Source organism: Nocardiopsis sp. iso_238, from assembly GCF_056173325.1.
The window spans coordinates 527,689-543,731 of the sequence record NZ_CM149668.1 but is presented as its reverse complement, the minus strand read 5'-3'; the positions used below and the strand labels follow the sequence as shown (position 1 = coordinate 543,731).

The 16,043-nt window shown below is 73.3% G+C and carries 15 protein-coding genes; 3 read left to right on the top strand and 12 right to left on the bottom strand.

From position 1 onward, the window contains the following. Window positions 1–33: 33 nt before the first annotated feature. The 3 genes from AC0VYL_RS02470 to AC0VYL_RS02460 are packed head-to-tail and all read right to left on the bottom strand — an operon-like array spanning window position 34 to window position 2,970. Window positions 34–1,305: a PQQ-binding-like beta-propeller repeat protein gene (locus AC0VYL_RS02470; RefSeq protein ID WP_475482191.1), complete on the bottom strand. Its 1,272-nt coding sequence runs from the start codon at window positions 1,303–1,305 to the stop codon at window positions 34–36. Continuing rightward, window positions 1,295–2,260, bottom strand: coding sequence for a cytochrome c biogenesis CcdA family protein (locus tag AC0VYL_RS02465; protein WP_475458672.1), 966 nt, complete (start codon window positions 2,258–2,260; stop codon window positions 1,295–1,297). Before AC0VYL_RS02465 ends, AC0VYL_RS02470 begins: the two co-directional genes overlap by 11 nt. A 5-nt stretch (window positions 2,261–2,265) precedes the next feature. Continuing rightward, window positions 2,266–2,970: a DsbA family protein gene (locus AC0VYL_RS02460; protein WP_475482190.1), complete on the bottom strand. Its 705-nt coding sequence runs from the start codon at window positions 2,968–2,970 to the stop codon at window positions 2,266–2,268. Between the two features lie 204 nt (window positions 2,971–3,174). Between AC0VYL_RS02460 and AC0VYL_RS02455 the strand changes: the two genes are divergently transcribed. After that, window positions 3,175–3,618, top strand: a complete 444-nt coding sequence (locus AC0VYL_RS02455; protein ID WP_475482189.1) for a hypothetical protein — start codon at window positions 3,175–3,177, stop codon at window positions 3,616–3,618. Window positions 3,619–3,671: 53 nt separating this feature from the next. On the opposite strand, the gene AC0VYL_RS02450 is transcribed toward AC0VYL_RS02455, so the two are convergent. Continuing rightward, a complete protein-coding gene (locus AC0VYL_RS02450) occupies window positions 3,672–3,878 on the bottom strand; it encodes a hypothetical protein (RefSeq protein WP_475482188.1) in 207 nt (68 codons plus the stop codon). 185 nt (window positions 3,879–4,063) lie between these two features. Between AC0VYL_RS02450 and AC0VYL_RS02445 the strand changes: the two genes are divergently transcribed. Then, window positions 4,064–4,258 (top strand): DUF1918 domain-containing protein, encoded by a 195-nt coding sequence (locus AC0VYL_RS02445; protein ID WP_475458663.1) that lies wholly within the window; start codon window positions 4,064–4,066, stop codon window positions 4,256–4,258. Window positions 4,259–4,379: 121 nt separating this feature from the next. On the opposite strand, the gene AC0VYL_RS02440 is transcribed toward AC0VYL_RS02445, so the two are convergent. The 7 genes from AC0VYL_RS02440 to AC0VYL_RS02410 all read right to left on the bottom strand — a co-directional run bounded on the left by AC0VYL_RS02440 (window position 4,380) and on the right by AC0VYL_RS02410 (window position 13,556). Continuing rightward, a complete protein-coding gene (locus tag AC0VYL_RS02440) occupies window positions 4,380–7,184 on the bottom strand; it encodes a PQQ-dependent sugar dehydrogenase (protein ID WP_475482187.1) in 2,805 nt (934 codons plus the stop codon). A 155-nt stretch (window positions 7,185–7,339) separates the two neighbouring features. Continuing rightward, window positions 7,340–8,227 (bottom strand): sugar phosphate isomerase/epimerase family protein, encoded by an 888-nt coding sequence (locus AC0VYL_RS02435; protein WP_475482186.1) that lies wholly within the window; start codon window positions 8,225–8,227, stop codon window positions 7,340–7,342. After that, complete coding sequence (locus tag AC0VYL_RS02430) at window positions 8,224–9,483, bottom strand: dihydrodipicolinate synthase family protein (protein ID WP_475458656.1); 1,260 nt, start codon at window positions 9,481–9,483, stop codon at window positions 8,224–8,226. Before AC0VYL_RS02430 ends, AC0VYL_RS02435 begins: the two co-directional genes overlap by 4 nt. After that, window positions 9,480–10,640, bottom strand: a complete 1,161-nt coding sequence (locus tag AC0VYL_RS02425) for a Gfo/Idh/MocA family protein (RefSeq protein ID WP_475482185.1) — start codon at window positions 10,638–10,640, stop codon at window positions 9,480–9,482. The genes AC0VYL_RS02430 and AC0VYL_RS02425 overlap by 4 nt, the downstream gene beginning before the upstream one ends. A 47-nt stretch (window positions 10,641–10,687) precedes the next feature. Further along, window positions 10,688–11,521, bottom strand: a complete 834-nt coding sequence (locus AC0VYL_RS02420; protein ID WP_475458652.1) for an ABC transporter ATP-binding protein — start codon at window positions 11,519–11,521, stop codon at window positions 10,688–10,690. 2 nt (window positions 11,522–11,523) lie between these two features. Continuing rightward, window positions 11,524–12,576, bottom strand: a complete 1,053-nt coding sequence (locus AC0VYL_RS02415; RefSeq protein WP_475482184.1) for an ABC transporter substrate-binding protein — start codon at window positions 12,574–12,576, stop codon at window positions 11,524–11,526. Between the two features lie 140 nt (window positions 12,577–12,716). Next, a complete protein-coding gene (locus AC0VYL_RS02410) occupies window positions 12,717–13,556 on the bottom strand; it encodes an ABC transporter permease (RefSeq protein ID WP_475458647.1) in 840 nt (279 codons plus the stop codon). Between the two features lie 162 nt (window positions 13,557–13,718). Here AC0VYL_RS02410 and AC0VYL_RS02405 point away from each other — a divergent pair, with 162 nt between their 5' ends. Further along, window positions 13,719–14,768 (top strand): LacI family DNA-binding transcriptional regulator, encoded by a 1,050-nt coding sequence (locus AC0VYL_RS02405; protein ID WP_475458645.1) that lies wholly within the window; start codon window positions 13,719–13,721, stop codon window positions 14,766–14,768. Window positions 14,769–14,951: 183 nt separating this feature from the next. On the opposite strand, the gene AC0VYL_RS02400 is transcribed toward AC0VYL_RS02405, so the two are convergent. Next, a complete protein-coding gene (locus AC0VYL_RS02400; protein ID WP_475482183.1) occupies window positions 14,952–15,998 on the bottom strand; it encodes a LacI family DNA-binding transcriptional regulator in 1,047 nt (348 codons plus the stop codon). Window positions 15,999–16,043 lie beyond the last annotated feature (45 nt).

The following is a 16,043-nucleotide window of genomic DNA, read 5'->3' as shown; positions in this document are numbered from 1 at the left end:
CTCCGTCCAAGAATAGGCAACCCCGGGCCCCGTTCAGCGGACGGGCAGCGCGGCGAGCACACTGCCCCCGTCCTCGGGGACCGGCATGATGGCGGGACCGCCGGGGAGCGCGGCCACCGGGATCCGGTCCGCGGTCTCCCCGCCGAGCCCGGCGGCGACGTCCCCGGTGGCCGCGTCGACCACGCGCCCGGTCCCGCCCTCGGGGACGTCCGTGTACAGGGTGCCGCCGACCAGACCGGCGAGCCGTTCGGCCGGGAGGGCGGGCAGCTCCCAGACCGGAGCGGGCTCGGTGGCGGCCAGGCCGTACAGCCGGGCCTCCCCTCCCCCGGCCGGGGCTCCGAGGACCACCGTGCGGCCCCGGCCGTCTCCGAGCAGGCGGGGGCGGGTGCCGGGATCGAGGGTCAGCAGGCGTTCACCGGTCCGGAGGTGGTGCACCGTGTACAGCAGCGCCTCCCGGTCCTCGTCCGCTCCGGCCTCGTCGGGGTCGGCCGTCCACTCCAGGACGACGGCGGCACCGGAGTCGCTGGAGGGCCGGGGTCCGTACCCGACCGCGACCGGCCGGTCGCCCAGACGGTCGGGGACCGCGAGGTCGGCGTGGGTCCACAGCCCCTCCCCGTCGGGCCCGACGGCCCGCAGCGCGCCGTCCCGGTGCAGCAGCAGCGTGCCGTGGTGTTCGTGCAGGACGGCGTCCCCGTCGTCCTCGTCGGCGACGACCTCTCCCGTGGCCGCCGCCAGCGCCGTCCTGGGGCCGGTCTCCTCGGTCATGACGCTGCCCGACACGGCGGCGAACACCAGCCCCGGTCCGACCAGCGTCCCTGGGACCTCGGTCGGTCCCCACCGGAGCTCCCCGGTGTCGGGGTCGTGGGCGGAGGCGGTGGTCACGTGGGCGAGGACGCCGCCCTCGGGGTCGGGTTCGCGGTCCAGCAGCACGACGAACTCGTCCCCGCCCTCCTCGGCGCGCGTGACCGTGAAACCGGTGCAGCTGGGGTCCCGTTCGGTGGCCCAGCGGGTGACCCCGTCCCGGTCCACGCCGAGGAAGTGGAGCGGACCTCCGGCCCTGTCCTGGGACACCCCCACGAAGGAGGAGCCCGCCGCCCTGGGCTCGGAGGAGAAGGGCGCCGTCCACAGGGCCGCCCCCTCCAGGGGGTGCGGGAGGGCGCCGGTGACGGCGGGCGGGGGTACGGCCGGGGTGTCGCGCGGTTCCACGCCGGGCGTTCCGCCCGGTCGCGGAGCGCAGGCCACCACCAGGAGGAGGGCCGCCAGAGCGACGGACCGCCCCGTGTGCTCCCGCGCGCTACTCCGCACGCCCGGTCGCCCGTCCGGGGTTCGGGGAGCCGTGCTCCTCGGCTTCCTCGGCTCCCGCCGCCTCGGTGATCTCCCCTTCCCCGGTCCCGTCCTCGGCGGTCTCCCCCTCGGTGGTCTCCTCCTCGTCGCGGTTCCGGCGCCGGGAGCGGACGGCGGTGACCGCCACGAGGGCGACCACGACGGCCAGCGCCACCAGGGCGATGAGGTCGGTGCTGGTCCCCAGCCGCGCGAACTCGCCCTGGGCGCGGTCGGCGGCCTCCGCCATCCGGTCGAAGCCGGGGAGCGAGGTCATCGAGGCGGTGCCGTCGAAGACCACGAACAGCACGCCGATCCCCACGAAGAGGGCGCCGGACAGCAGGGCCGTCGTGTGGGTGCGGAGCGGGCCCAGCTCGACGGTGCGGCCGCGCAGCCACTGCCGTCCGCCCAGGTCGAAGTGGTCCCAGAGCAGCGCCAGGAAGAACATCGGCAGGACCATGCCCAGCGCGTAGGCGGCCATCAGGAACATGCCCCGGACGGGGGTCCCGGTCGCCGCCACGGTGAGGACCGCGCCGAGGATCGGTCCCGAGCAGAACCCGGCCAGCCCGTAGACGGCGCCCAGCCCCAGGACGGACAGGTTGCCCCGGCCTCCGGCGAAGCGGTTCTGCGCCCGCGCCAGGACGCCCCAGGTGAAGCCGAGCCCGAGGATCTGCGCGACGCCGAAGGCGATGATCAGGCCGCCCGCCACCGAGATGAGGAGGTCGCGGTGCCCGTAGAAGAGGACGCTCACCATGGCCGAACCGGCGCCGAGCGGCACCAGGGTCAGGCAGAGCCCCACGTAGAAGACGCCCGTGCGCAGCAGGAGCTGCCCGGTGTCGCGGAAGGCGTAGGCGAAGAACGACGGCAGCAGCAGGGCGCTGCACGGACTGAGCAGGGCGAGCAGTCCGCCGAGGACGGCGGCGACGAATCCGATGTCCATGGCGGTCACTCCCCGGCCGCGGCGAGGGCGGTGTCGACGCTCTGGACGAACACGTCCAGGGGCTGCGCGCCCATGATCGGGTCACCGTTGACGATGAAGGCGGGGGTGGCGCTCACCCCGATCTGCTGGCCCTCCATGAAGTCGTGGCCGACCTCGATGCTGGTCCGCTCGGAGTCCATGTCCTCCTGGAACCGGTCGGCGTCGAGCCCGAGGTCCGCGACGATCCCGTCGAGGATCCCGTCCGGGTCGTCGGCGGACTTGAGCTCGTCCTGCTTGGCGAACACCGCCTCCTGGTACTCCCAGAACGCCTCCTGCTTCCCGGCGGCGGCAGCCCCGAGGGAGAGGTCGGTGGACAGGTCGCCCAGGTAGGGGAACTCCCGCCACTCGATCCGCAGGTCACCGGAGTCCACGTACCGCTCGATCAGTTCGGGCTGGGTCTCCTGCGCCCAGGAGGCGCAGTAGGGGCAGGCGAAGTCCGAGTAGGCGACCAGGACCACGGGGGCGTCCTCGCTGCCCAGGGCCATCGGGTCGTCGGCGTTACGGCGGGCCAGGGCCTGGCCCCACTCGCGTTGTTCGGCGTCGATGTGGTCGACCGCCGAGGCCGCGTCGGGGGTCCCCTGTTCCTCTCCGCCGCCCTCCATGCGCAGTCCGATGACCACGGCGACGACCAGGGCGACCGTGACGGCCCCGCCGATCAGCAGCGGCGACATCCCGCCCTTCCCGGTGCCCCTGCGTGTGGCCGCTCCCTTGGTCCCCGCACCCTTCCGGCCCGAGTCCTGTGGCTTCCTGGCGTCCTTCGGCATGCCGCTCCCCCCGCTTTCTATGACAGATAGAGAGTACTCTATGCTCCATAGAAACCGCGTGGGGCGTGCCGTGCGCCGACCCCCGCGCCCACTCTCCCGGAAGGACGGACCATGCGCGACTGGGGAACCCGCCAGTGGTTGACCGCCGCGGCAGGGACGGCGCTGACGCTGCTGGTCCTCGGCCTGCCGGCGGTGCTCATCCCGAACGGGATCTTCGCCCGTGAGATCGAACCCACCTGGTGGTCCCACCCCGTCTGGGTGGCCACCTCCGTGCTGTCCGGGCTGCTCCTGGCCACGTACACCCGACCCGTCCCGGAGGGCTCCGAGGGCCCGGGCGGACGGCGAGGACTCGGCGGGGGGCTGCTCGCCTGGTTCGCGATCGGCTGCCCGGTCTGCAACAAGATCGTCCTGCTGGCGCTGGGCACCAGCGGCGCGATGGCCTGGTTCGCGCCGATCCAGCCGTTCCTCGCCGTCGCCGGGCTCGTCCTGCTGGTCGTCGCGTTGCGGGCCCGGCTCCGCGCGAACGCCTCCTGCCCCCTCCCGACCCCGGCCTGACGGTCACACGGGGACGTGCGGGGAGACGGGGGCGCGGGCGTACGGCGGTCGAGCTACTCCCCGGTGATCAGCCGGGACACGTAGAGCACCGCCCCGGCGGCGAGGGCGGCGACGCCCATCGAGGCCACGAGGGAGGCCAGGCCGAGAATCACCCCCTCCAGGGCGACCCAGGACTCCAGGAAGTCCCGGAGCGGGGTCCGTGACAGCACGAACACACCCATGAAGACGACGAACGCGATGATCGGGGAGAGTTTGTCCACCCGTTCATTATGCGAGGGGCCCGCCGGTCCCCACGCCCGGGTGGCCCCCTCCCCCATGTGTCACCGTTCACCCGAATGCGGCGGTGTTTCCCCAGGTGGACCTGGTTCGTCCGGGGTTGTGAGCGGGTACCACCCGACTGTGACCAGCCTGGGGGAGGCCGGTCGTCGAACCGTGGGGAGTACGGATGCGCGCCACCGTCGGAGACCAGCTGCACACACACGGGGTGACCAGTTCCAAGGGCGAGCACGAGGCCGAGATCATCGACGTCCTCGGGGCGGACGACGGTCCGCCCTACCTCGTCCGCTTCGCTGACGGCGAGGAGCGGGTGGTCTACCCGGGCCCCCGGACGGTGGTGCTCCCCCGGACCCCGAGCGACTGACCTCCGCCGACGCGCGACGCACCGCGCGACGCGTGGCACACGCCGAAGGGAAGAGGACCCCTCCGGCCCGAGTGCAGGTCGGGCCGGAGGGGTCGGTACCGGGGGGAGCGGCGGGGTCCGCCTACTCCTCGGTGGCGGCGGTGATCCGCCAGACCTTCCCGTTGGCCTTGGACAGCAGGTACAGGCCGCCCTCCGCGTCCTGCCCGAACCGCAGGTCCACCCGGGAGTCGCCCGCCAGTTCCCGCATGTCCGTGGGCTGACCGGCCGCGTCCACCAGACCCACCCGGTAGAACGGAGCCCGGTCGCCTCCCCGCGCCATGTCGGCGGTGTCCGCGAACCGGATCTCGCCGCTGACGATGTCACCGAAGAGGTACCGGCCCTCCAGGGCCGGGTACGGGCCGCCCCTCGGGACGAACCCGCCGACCAGCGACACCCCGGAGTTCCGGCCCAGGGACACCACGGGATAGGTGTAGCCGTACTCCGCGTCGTCCTCCGGCAGCGGGTAGACGTTGGACGGGTCGGACCGGTCGAAGCGGAACCCGCCCTCCCGCTCGTTCCACCCGAAGTCGTCTCCCGGCCTGAGTTCGTAGACGGAGTCGATGGACTGTTCACCGATCATCCCGACGAACATCCGCCCGTCCTCCGGGTCCCAGGTGAACCGGTGCGGGTTGCGCATACCCAGGCCGTAGACCTCGCCCAGGGCGTCGGGGTCGTCCGCGAACGGGTTGTCGCCCGGGATGCCGTAGGCGCCGCCGGGACCGTCGTCCCCCTCGGGGTCGATCCGCAGGACCTTCCCCTGGGGCTGGCCGGGGTCCAGCGGGTTCGGGCTGAAGTCGGGCACCTCGTCCCCGTCCCCGGAGGCCACGTAGAGCAGCCCGTGGTCGGGGTCGCCCGGCGCGGCGGTCGGGTCGAAGCCGATCTGCTGCATCCCGTGCAGGAACCGGCTGTACCCGATCCGCAGGACCTCGCGGCGTTCACCGGAGAAGACGTCGGCGGCCGGGTCGTCGGCGGTCCACTCCGTGACGACGCCGTGCACCCGGGTGTCCTCGGGCGGCGCGTGCGTGGGCGTCCGGGTCTCCAGGGCCGCTCCGGCCTCGGTGTGCACGGTGTAGAGGCGGCCGTTCTCCGCGAACCCGGGGTGGAAGGCGGCGAAGCCCAGCCCGGTGCCGAGTGAGGGCCGGATGACGAAGTCGGGGAACTCGTCCCAGGCGTTCAGGTACTCGGTGGCCGCGCCGGTCTCCTCGTCCACCAGGTAGAGCGGGCCGTTGAGGTCGGGGACGGCCAGGCGCCCCGATCCGCCGTCCGGCCCGGGGACCTCGGAGACGAAGTTGATCCGCGCGCCGCCGTCGCCGTCGGTCTCGGGCAGCCGGGTGAGCTCCTCCACCTGGAGGGTGACCCCGGAGGGCAGCGGGGTCTCGGGGATCGGCGTCTCCACCGGCCCCTCGCCGTCGTCCACGACCTCGCAGTCGCCCGCGTCGCCGCTGGGCACGCGCAGGTTCGCGCTGTGCGGGTCCACGGCCACGTCGTCCACGAGCAGGCGTCCGGCGCTGTCCGCCCCGTTGAGGGCGAAGAACCGGTCCAGTCCGTCCTCGACCGACTCGCGGAGGGCGAACTCCGTCTCCTCCCCCACGGGCAGCCGGGTCGTGGTGCGGTACGGGCCGCCCCTGCTGTAGGCGCGCACGGTGTCGGCGCCGTTGTCCACCACCATCCAGACGCACTGCCAGGCACCGGACGGCCAGGATCCGGCCTCGGCGAAGGTGTCGCCGTCCCGGACGTTGAGCACGTCGGAGTTCTGGCTGTTGGCCTGCGCCCGCATGTCGTCGAAGCCGCTCGGGGCCGCCACCTCGGTGAGGCCCAGGGAGGTGTCCAGATCGGCGTCCCGGTGCATGCGGAAGAACAGCGTTCCGGTCGCCCCGTCCGCGATCTCCGGCACCGCCCGGTCGGCGGCCAGGCCGTCGCCGGTCATCTCCAGGACCCGGCGGTCCTCCGAGGGCCGCGTGGGGTCGGGCACGACCCGCGCGTCGGCGTCGGCGCGCCAGCCGTCCTGGCCGTCGAGCGCCGCCGCGTCGTAGTCGTCGAAGTCGACCACCTCGGCGTACTCCGGCGCGGGGTTGGCCGTGGAGTCCGTCTCGGGGGCCAGGTGGACGTTGTCGAGGTGGGTGTCGCCCGAGGGCGGCTCGTCGGCGTCGTTGAGCAGGAGGAACGTGAGGAGCGGGCCCTCCCCCGCGGTGCGGAAGGCGAACTCGGTGTCGCCGTCCGGGCCCCGGGCCGGCGCGGGTTCGCCGCCCGCGTCCGCGACGTGCACCCGGTAGGTGTCGGCCGCGTTGTCCACGACCAGCCACACCGCGTGGCGCTCACCGTCCGCGATCTCGGTGTCGAGGACCTGTTCCCCGTCCCCGTCCCGTGCCACGAGGCCGCGTTCGTCCAGGGTGACGTGCGGGCCGAAGTCGTCCGGGTCGAAGGGGTGGCCCGTGGTGTCGGCGCCCAGCCCCGGCGTGGGGTTGGCGCTCAGCCCGATGTCGAGCCCGGTGGCCGCGAGGTCGTCCGCGACGAACTCCCAGAAGACGGTGCCGGTGGCGTCCGCCTCCAGGGCCAGGTCACCAAGTTCGGCGTAGGCGTTGCCCCGGTACCGGACCGGCTCGGGGCGTTCGGACAGCAGGATGCTCAGCGCCTTGCCGGAGAGCGAGGCCGGTGCCTCCTCGGAGACCACCGCGCCGTCCGGGGCTCCGGGGGTGTTGACGTGCCAGGGGCCTTGGCCGCGCAGGCTGCCGTTGGCGTAGTCGTCGAAGACCGCCAGGGGCCGGAAGCCGTCGGCCGCCGCGTCGGGCGGACGGGTGGTGGGGCCCTCCGACGCCGTGACGGGTGCCGCCGACATGAGGGAGGCGAGGAGCACGCAGGCGGTGGCCGCCGCCGCGGTCCTCGGCACGGGTGGTCCGGCTGGTCTCGGGCGGGGGGACACGGGATCGGCGCCTCGCATCGTCGCTGCTCCTTCGGGGGGTGACGGAGTGTGCTCGCCGGGGAGGGTGACGCGGGGGTCGGCGGGGTCCGGCGCCGACCCCCGGGAGGTCGGCGCCGGACGGGTCAGGTCCGCAAGGCGGGCTGGGCGAGGTGGGGGGCGATGACCTCACCGAAGGCGCGGACGCAGTCCCGGACCACGTCCGCGAATGGCGCGTCCCACACCCGCTGGTGGAACACCTCGATCTCGACGTCCCCCCGGTACCCGGTCGCCTCCACCGCGCGGGTCAGGGACGCGAAGTCGACGTGCCCCTCGCCCGGCAGCCCCCGCCCCAGGAGCGCACCCTCGGGCAGCGGGGTGAGCCAGTCGCACACCTGGTAGGAGACGATCCGGCCCTCCGCCCCGGCACGCGCGATCATCGGCAGCACCTGCGGGTCCCACCACACGTGGTAGGTGTCCACGACCACTCCGACCGTCTCCGGGTCGAGGTCGCCGACCAGGTCGAGGGCCTGCCCGAGGGTGGAGACCACCGCGCGGTCGGCGCAGAACATGGGGTGCATCGGTTCGACGCCCAGGCGCACCCCACGGGCCCGGGCCTCCGGTTCGAGGCGGTGCAGCGCCGCCCGGACCCGCTCACGGGCCGCCGCGAGGTCGCGGTCCCCTGGCGGCAGCCCGCCGACGACCAGCACGAGCACCGGGGCCGACCCCGGGGCCCCGGCCTCGGCCAGCGCGGCGGTCTCGTCCAGCGCCCGGAGGTTCTCCCTCCACTGTTCGTCGGCGGTGCCCGGATCCGTGACGAACCCGCCCCGGCACAGGCTGGAGAAGCGCAGCCCGGAGTCGGTCAGGCGGGCGGCGGCCTCGGCCAGGCCCGTCTCCGCGACCCGGTCGCGCCACAGTCCCACCGCCCCGACCCCGGCGGCCACGGCGTGGTCGATCGTGGCCGCCAGGTCGGCCCGCTTGATGGTGGCCTGGTTGAGCGAGAACCGCTCCGAGCCCGTCCGAACGGCACTCACGTCCGCGCCTCCCTCTCCTCGGTCACACCGTGTGTCATCAGCAGGTTCCGCCACCTCCGCGCGGCGAGCGCGGGGTCCGCGAGCGCACCGCACGCGTCGGCCAGTTCGATCACCCGGGACAGGTGCGGCAGGCTCCGGGCCGAGTGCAGCCCGCCCACCATCGACCACCCCGGCTGGAGCCCGTTGAGCCAGGCAAGGAAGGCCACCCCCGTCTTGTAGTACTGGGTGGGCGGCGCGAAGACCTGCCGGGACAGTTCCTCGGTGGGTCCGAGCACCCGCCGGTAGGCGGCGGTGTCTCCGGACTCCAGCGCGGTCAGCGCCGCCGACGCCTGCGGGGTGACGGCGGCGAACGCGCCCAGCAGGGCGTCGGAGTGGTGTTCGCCGTCACCGAGGATCAGGTCCACGTAGTTGTAGTCGTCGCCCGTGTACATGCGCACCCCGTCCGGCAGCCGGGAGCGCAGGGAGCGCTCGGCCGCCGCGTCGAGCAAGGAGAGCTTGATCCCGGCGATCATGTCCGCGTGGTCCTCGATGAGGCCCACCACGGTGTCCATGGCCTCGGCCGTGTCCCGTGACCCGAAGTACCCGGACAGGCGGGCGTCGAAGGCCTCGCCCAGCCAGTGCAGGACCACCGGGGTCCGCGCGGCCCCGAGCACCTCCGCGTAGACCTTCGCGTAGTCGGCGGCGTCGCGGGCGGCCGCCGCCAGGTGCCTGCTGGCCATGAGCACGACCCCGGAGCCGGTGGACTCCACGTGTTCGAGCTGCGACCGGTAAGCGCTTACCACCCCGGCGAGACTGACCGGGGCGTCCGGGAGCTGGTCGGTGTTGACCCCCGAGACGACGAGGTCGCGGGTGGGCACCCCGTGCTCCCGACCGAACTCCGTGGCGGCGCGCGCCGTGCGTTCCACCAGTTCACGGGTGGCGGCGTAGTCGAGTCCCATGTTCCGCTGGGCGGTGTCCATCGCCTCCGCTACGCCGAGGCCCAGCCCCCACACCCGTCGTCGGAACCCCAGGGTGGAATCCCAGTCCACCTCGGCGGGGGCGCCGGGCACGTTGGCTCCCCAGGGCACGGGCACCACGTGGGCGGCGGCGTAGACCGACCGCACCCGGTGGTGTCCGCGCGGGGCGACCGGCTCCGGCGCGGCCGCGAGGGTCAGTCGGTCGACGCGGCCCGAGGCGCGCGGCAGCAGCACCCGGGGCGGGTCCGCCGGGTCCACCGACTCGGCCGACGGATCCGCCGGGTTCGGGGCACCCGTCATGACCGCGCCTCCGCGTCCCCGCCGAGCGCGATCCGGCGGCCCGTGGCGGCGGACTCCAGGCCCCGCTCAGCGAGCAGCACCCCGCGCGCGGCCGACGCGAAGTCGAACCGGTGCGGCCGTCCCGCCACGAGGTCGCGCAGGTACTCCTCCCACTGCGCGCGGAAGCCGTTGCCGAACTCCGCGTTGTCGGGCACGCGGCTCCAGTCCGCCCGGTAGTCGTGGGCGTCCGCGAGGTCGGGGTTCCACACCGGGCGGGGCGTGGTCTCACGGGTCTGCACCCGCCCGTTGAACAGCCCCACCACCGCGGAGCCGTGCGTGCCGTCCACCTGGAACTCCACCAGTTCGTCGCGGTCCACCCGCACGCACCAGCTGGAGTTCATCTGGACCACGGTGCCCTCGCCCACCTCGAAGATCGCGTACGCGGCGTCGTCGGCGGTCGCGGTGTAGGCGGCTCCGTGCTCGTCGACCCGCTCCGGGATGTGCGTGGCAGTGTGCGCGTACACCGAGCGCACCGGCCCGAAGAGGTGCTCGAAGACGTAGTTCCAGTGCGGGAACATGTCCACCACGATCCCGCCGCCGTCCTCCTTGCGGTAGTTCCAGCTGGGGCGCTGGGCGGGCTGCCACCCGCCCTCGAACACCCAGTAGCCGAACTCCCCGCGCACCGAGAGGACGCGGCCGAAGAAGCCGGACTCGACCAGCCGCCTCAGCTTCAGCAGCCCCGGCAGGTACAGCTTGTCGTGCACCACGCCGTTGTGCAGGCCCACGCGCTCCACCTCACGGGCCAGCTCCTCGGCCTCCGCGTGGGTCTCGGCGGTCGGCTTCTCGCTGTAGATCGCCTTCCCCGCCGCGATGGCCCTGCGCAGGGCGGGGACCCGGGCGCTGGTGAGCAGGAAGTCGGCGTAGACGTCCAGCCCGTCGTCGGACAGCGCCGCGTCGAGGTCCGTGGTGTACTCGTCGACGCCGTGCCGCAGGGCGATGCGGTCGAGCTTCTCCTTGTCGCGCCCTACGAGGACGGGGCGGATCGGTACCCGGGAGCCGTCGGGCAGGGCGAGCCCGCCCTCGTCCCGGATGGCCAGGATGGACCGCACCAGGTGCTGGCGGTAGCCCATGCGGCCGGTGACACCGTTGAGGATGATCCCGATCGTCTGTGTCGTCATGTCGTGCAGGTCCTGTCCAGTTGCGGTCGGTCGACCGTGGCTCGGGGTCAGTCGGCGGTGGCGGTGGAGCCCAGGAGTTCGCGGATCCGGGCGGTCACGCGCTGGAACTCGGGGTTCTCCAGGGTGGGTTCGTACTCGCGGTGGCCGGGGATGGCGATGTCGAACTCCTCGATCACGCGGCCGGGGCGCGGCCCCATGACCACGGAGCGGGAGGCCAGGTACACGGCCTCGGCCACCGAGTGGGTCACCAGCACCACCGTCATGCCGGTGGCCTCCCAGATCCGGCGGAGTTCCACGTTCATGTTCTCCCTGGTCAGCGCGTCGAGGGCGCCGAAGGGCTCGTCCATGAGCAGCACGTCGGGTTCGTGCAGGAGGGCACGGCACAGGGAGACGCGCTGCTGCATGCCGCCGGACAGCTCGAAGGGCATGGCCTTCTCGAAGCCGGTCAGGCCGGTCATCTCCATGAGCTCGTCGGTGCGTTCGCGCGCCCACGCCTTGGGCAGCCCGCGCATCTCCGCCTGGAAGAGGATGTTGTCGCGGGCGTTGCGCCAGTCCAGGAGCGCCGCCCGCTGGAAGACGAACCCGACGTCGCGGCGGGGCCCCTCCACGGGCGTCCCGCGCAGCGTCACCCCGCCCGCGCTGGTCGCGGTGAGCCCGGCGATCACCCGTAGGAGGGTGGACTTCCCGCATCCGGACGGGCCCGCGATGCTGAGGAACTCGCCGTGCTGGATGGTGAGGTCGATGCCGCTGAGCGCGTGCACCGTGCGGTCCTTGGTCCGGAAGGTGACGTCGACCCCGTGGATGTCGACCATCGGGCCCGGTTCGCGGGGCGGTCCGGCCCCGGCGCCGTCCTGGGCGCGGTCGGCTGTCCTGGCGAACATGCTCACTGTCCTTCCGTGGTGAAGGAGGCGTCGAAGTAGGTTCCGGTCTCCTTGGCCTCGTTGATCAGCCCGGCCTCCGCGAGGACCTCGATGGTCTCCCGCCAGTCCTCCTCCGAGGTGTGGCCGGGCTCCAGGCCCTCGCTGTTCTGGGTGTGGAGGAGTTCGACGGTCCCCTGCCACTGCTCCAGGAGCACCTCGCCGCTGGGCATCTGCGGGTTCTGCCCCTCCATGGAGGCGACCGCGTCCTCCGGCGACTCCTGGGCGGCGGTGAAGGCCGCCGTGGTCGCCGCGACCATGCGCTGGACCAGGTCGGGGTCGTCCGCGATCGTGGAGCTGTGGGCGAGCAGCCCGTTGCTGAAGAAGCTCAGCCCGGCGTCGGAGTAGCGGAGGTAGTCGACCTCCTTGCCGCTCTCGGCGGAGATCTTGGGTCCCTGGTCGTGGCCGAAGCCGATCAGGGCGTCCACCTGGCCGGAGATGAGGGCCGCGTTCTTGCCCGCCGAGTCCAGGTTCTGCTGCTCGACGTCGTCCTCGGAGAGGCCCACCGCCTCCAGGTACAGGGGGAAGGTGAGGGTGACCGCGTCTCCGGCGGAGACCGCGATGGTCCTGCCCCTGAGGTCGTCGGGCCCGGAGATGCCGGTCTCGGAGAAGTACTGCACGGCGGCGGGCGTGGACTGGAGGTAGACGGCCACGGAGCGCACGTCCACGCCCTCGTCCACGTTGGCGAGCAGCGCGGGGGTGTCCGCCCAGCCGAAGTCGAAGTCCTGCTGGCCGACGGCCTGCACGGTCCGGGCCGAACCCTGCCCGGCCTCGATCGTGAGATCGATCCCGTGTTCCTCGAAGATCCCCTCCTCCACGCCGTAGTAGAAGGGGGCGTGTTCGCCGTAGGGGTACCAGTTGAGCTGCAGCGTCACGGCGTCGGTGTCGCCGGATCCGGCCGTCTCGCCGTCCCCGCCGCAGGCGACGAGGGCCAGGGCGCTCGCCCCGGCGGCGAGGGCGGTCAGGGCCGGACGCGAGGTGGTGCCGTACCGCGTGGTGCGGGAGGGTCGGGTGGCCATGAGGGGTCCTTCGGGAGTTCCGGGAGCTGCTGGGCAGGCGTGGAGCCTGGGTGGCCCGGGGGTCCGGGCTTTCGGGTGTGCGGAGGGGTGTGCGGGCGACGGGCCCGTGAGCGGCGCGGGCGCGGGTCGGGTTCGGGGGTTCAGCCCCGGTTGCGGCGCGTGGCGTGCCAGGGGATGAGGAGCGTCTCCGCGACCTGGATGATCGCGAACAGCAGGACGCCCAGCGCGGACATGATGATCAGCGCGGCGAAGAGCATGGCGGTGTCGATGTTGCCGTTGGCCTGGAGGATCACGAAGCCCAGGCCGGAGTTGGCGCCCACGAACTCGCCCACGACGGCGCCGGTGACGGCGAGGGTCGCGGCGATCTTGAGGCCGGACAGCAGCTCGGGCAGGGCGGCCGGGAACCTGACCTTCCAGAACGTCTTGAGCCGGGACGCGCCCATGGTGGAGGTGAGTTCGAGGAGTTCGGGGTCGACCGAGCGCAGACCGCTGATCCCGGAGATCACCACCGGGAAGAAGGCCATGAGCACGGCCACGAGGATCTTCGGGCTGGCGCCGAACCCCAGCCACACGACGAACAGCGGCGCGATCGCGATCTTCGGGATGACCTGGGCGAAGAGGATCAGCGGGTAGAAGGTCTTCTCCAGAGTGGGCGAGTAGACCATCAGCACCGCGACGAGGACGCCGACCACCGACGCGATGACGAACCCGGCGACGGTCTCCCCCGTGGTGACGAGCGTGTGGCTCCAGAGGTACTCGGGGTTGTCGGTAAACGCTTTCCAGGTGTCGACGGGCGACGGGATGACGTAGGGCTGGACCAGGCCCGTGGTCGTGACCGCGAACCAGGCCACCACCAGCAGGGCGAGGAACGTGGCGGGGTAGACCGCCGCCGCCCCGATCGAGGGGCGACGTCCACGGCGCGTCCCCGCGGAGGCCTGCGTGGGCGAGGGGGCTGGGGCGGACTGAGTCTGTGGAGTCATACGGACCTCGTGTCGCACTTCGGGGGATGGCGGAAGAAGCCTCGGCTATGATGGAAAGCGCTTACCCAGACGATCCGGAAGCGGGATAGCGCTTTCCCGTTTCCGGAATATTAAGTTCGCGTAGGTGGGGTGTCAATGCCCCCACGAGGGACGGGACGGAAAATGCGCAAGACGAGGACCAGGGCATCCAGCGGAAACCCGACCCTCACCGACGTGGCCGCGAGGGCCGGTGTGTCCCTGGCGACGGCCTCCCGGGTACTCAACGACAGCGACCGCAAGGTCGGCCGCGAACACCGCGAGCGGGTCCTGAGCGCCGCCCGCGAACTCGACTACCGGACGGACCTGTCCGCGCAGGCCATGGCCCGGGGCAGCGCCCCGGTGCTGGCCCTGCTCGTCAGCAGTATCGACGACCCGTACTTCTCCGCCCTGGCCGCCGGGGTCGCGGACTCCGCCCGCGCCCACGGGGTGATCGTGACCATCGCCATCACGGCGCGCGACAGCGAACGAGAGCTCACCTCCGTGCGCACGATCCGGGGCCAGCGGCCGCGCGCCATCCTCGTGGGCGGCAGCCGCATCGCGGGCAACCCCCACACCGACGCGCTCCTCGCGGAGCTGCGGGGATTCGCGGACGGCGGCGGGCGGACCCTCTTCCTGAGCCAGTCGGTGGGCGGCCTCGGCGCCGTGCACCCCGCCAACACCGCCGGGGCCAGGGAGCTCGGCACCGCGATCGCCGGGATCGGGTACCGCGACGCCGCGATGGTCACGGGCGCGGGGTCCCTGGAGACCGTGGCCGAGCGGACGGAGGGCCTGCGGCAGGGACTCGCGACCCGGGGCGGCGGGATCTCCGTGGTCGAGAACGACTCCTTCGACCGCTCCGGCGGCTACCGGGCCACCCTCCGGCTCATCCGGTCCGGCCGGATCAGGGAGGTGGACGTGTTGTGCGCGGGCAACGACTTCATGGCGGTCGGCGCGATGACCGCCCTGCGCGACAACGGCATCCAGCCGGGCCGCGACGTCGCCGTCACGGGGTTCAACGACATCGAGACCGCCGCCGACGTCACCCCCCAGCTCACGACCGTGCGCTTCCCGCTCGCCGCCATAGGGCGCCAGGCCGCCGACCTCGCCCTGGACCCCACGGCCCCGCTCACCGAGGACGTCTGCGTGCCGGGCCAGGTCATCCTGCGCGACTCCTGCCCACCGCTCGCGAGGTGAGCCGGCCGGACGGCCCGCACCGCACCCGACCGGGAGCCCTCCCCGCCTCCGGCAACCCTGACCAGGCGTTCGACCTTTCGCGCGCCAGGTTCCTCCCGGCACGCGGCCCCACCCGGACCCCGTGGGGCCCAGTGCGGGGCCCAGTGCGGGGCCCGCGGGCGGCATCGCCCCCTCAGCGGGGGCTCATCCGGGGGCCGGTCCGGTGGAGTCGCGCACGACCAGCTCGGTGCGCACGGTCAGGACCGCGCCGGGCGGATCCTCGCGGGCGCCCAGCGCGAGCAGGCCGCTGGTGCGGCCCGCGTCGGCCAGCGGAATGCGGACGGTGGTCAGCGCGGGAACGGCGTCGCGGCTGAACGGGAGGTCGTCGAACCCGGCCACCGAGACGTCCCCGGGAACGTCCAGCCCGCGCGAGCGGAGTTCCGCGAGGGCGCCGAGCGCCGCGTTGTCGTTCCCCGCGACCACCGCCGTGAGCCCGGGTGCGCGACGCAGCAGCTCCGCCACCCCGGCCCGCCCGGACTCGCGGTCGAAGTCGCAGGTCACGACGGGACAGCTCTCCTCCGTCAGCCCGGCGTCCGCCAAGGCCCGGAGGTGGCCGTCCAGCCGCAGCCGCGAGGTGGTGCGGTGCTCCGGACCGGTGAGGTACCCGATGGCGCGGTGTCCCGAGGCGACCAGGTGCGCGGTGAGACCGCGGGCGCCCTCGCGGTTGTCGAAGTCGACCGCGACCACCCCCGGCAACCGTTCTCCGTCGCGACCGGTCAGGAGCGGACGGCCGCACAGGACGACGCGCGATCCGGCGGAGGTGAACTCGGTGACCTGGTCGACGAGGGCGTCACGGTGGCCGGGGTCGTTGACCGATCCCCCGGTGAGCACCACGGCCCTGGCCCGCTGTCTGCGGAGGAGCCTGAGGTAGCGCAGCTCGCGTTCGGCGGAGCTCGCGGTGTTGCACACGACCGCCAGGACGTCGCCCTCGGCCATGGCCCCCTGGATGCCGCTGGCGATGACCCCGAAGAACGGGTCCGCGACGTCGTGCACCAGGACGCCGATCAGGTCGGAGCTGGCCGCCGCCAGGGCGCGGGCGTTGCCGTTGACCACGTAGTCCAGCTCGGTGACGGCCCGGTGGACCCGTTCGGCCGTCGCCCGGGCCACGGGGTAGTTGCCGTTGAGGACCCGGGACACCGTCGCCGGTGACACCCCGGCCCGCCGCGCCACGTCAGCGAGTGTGGTCGCCATCTCCGCCCTGGTCCCCCGTTCCGGAGCCTCCCGACCGCGCCGCCG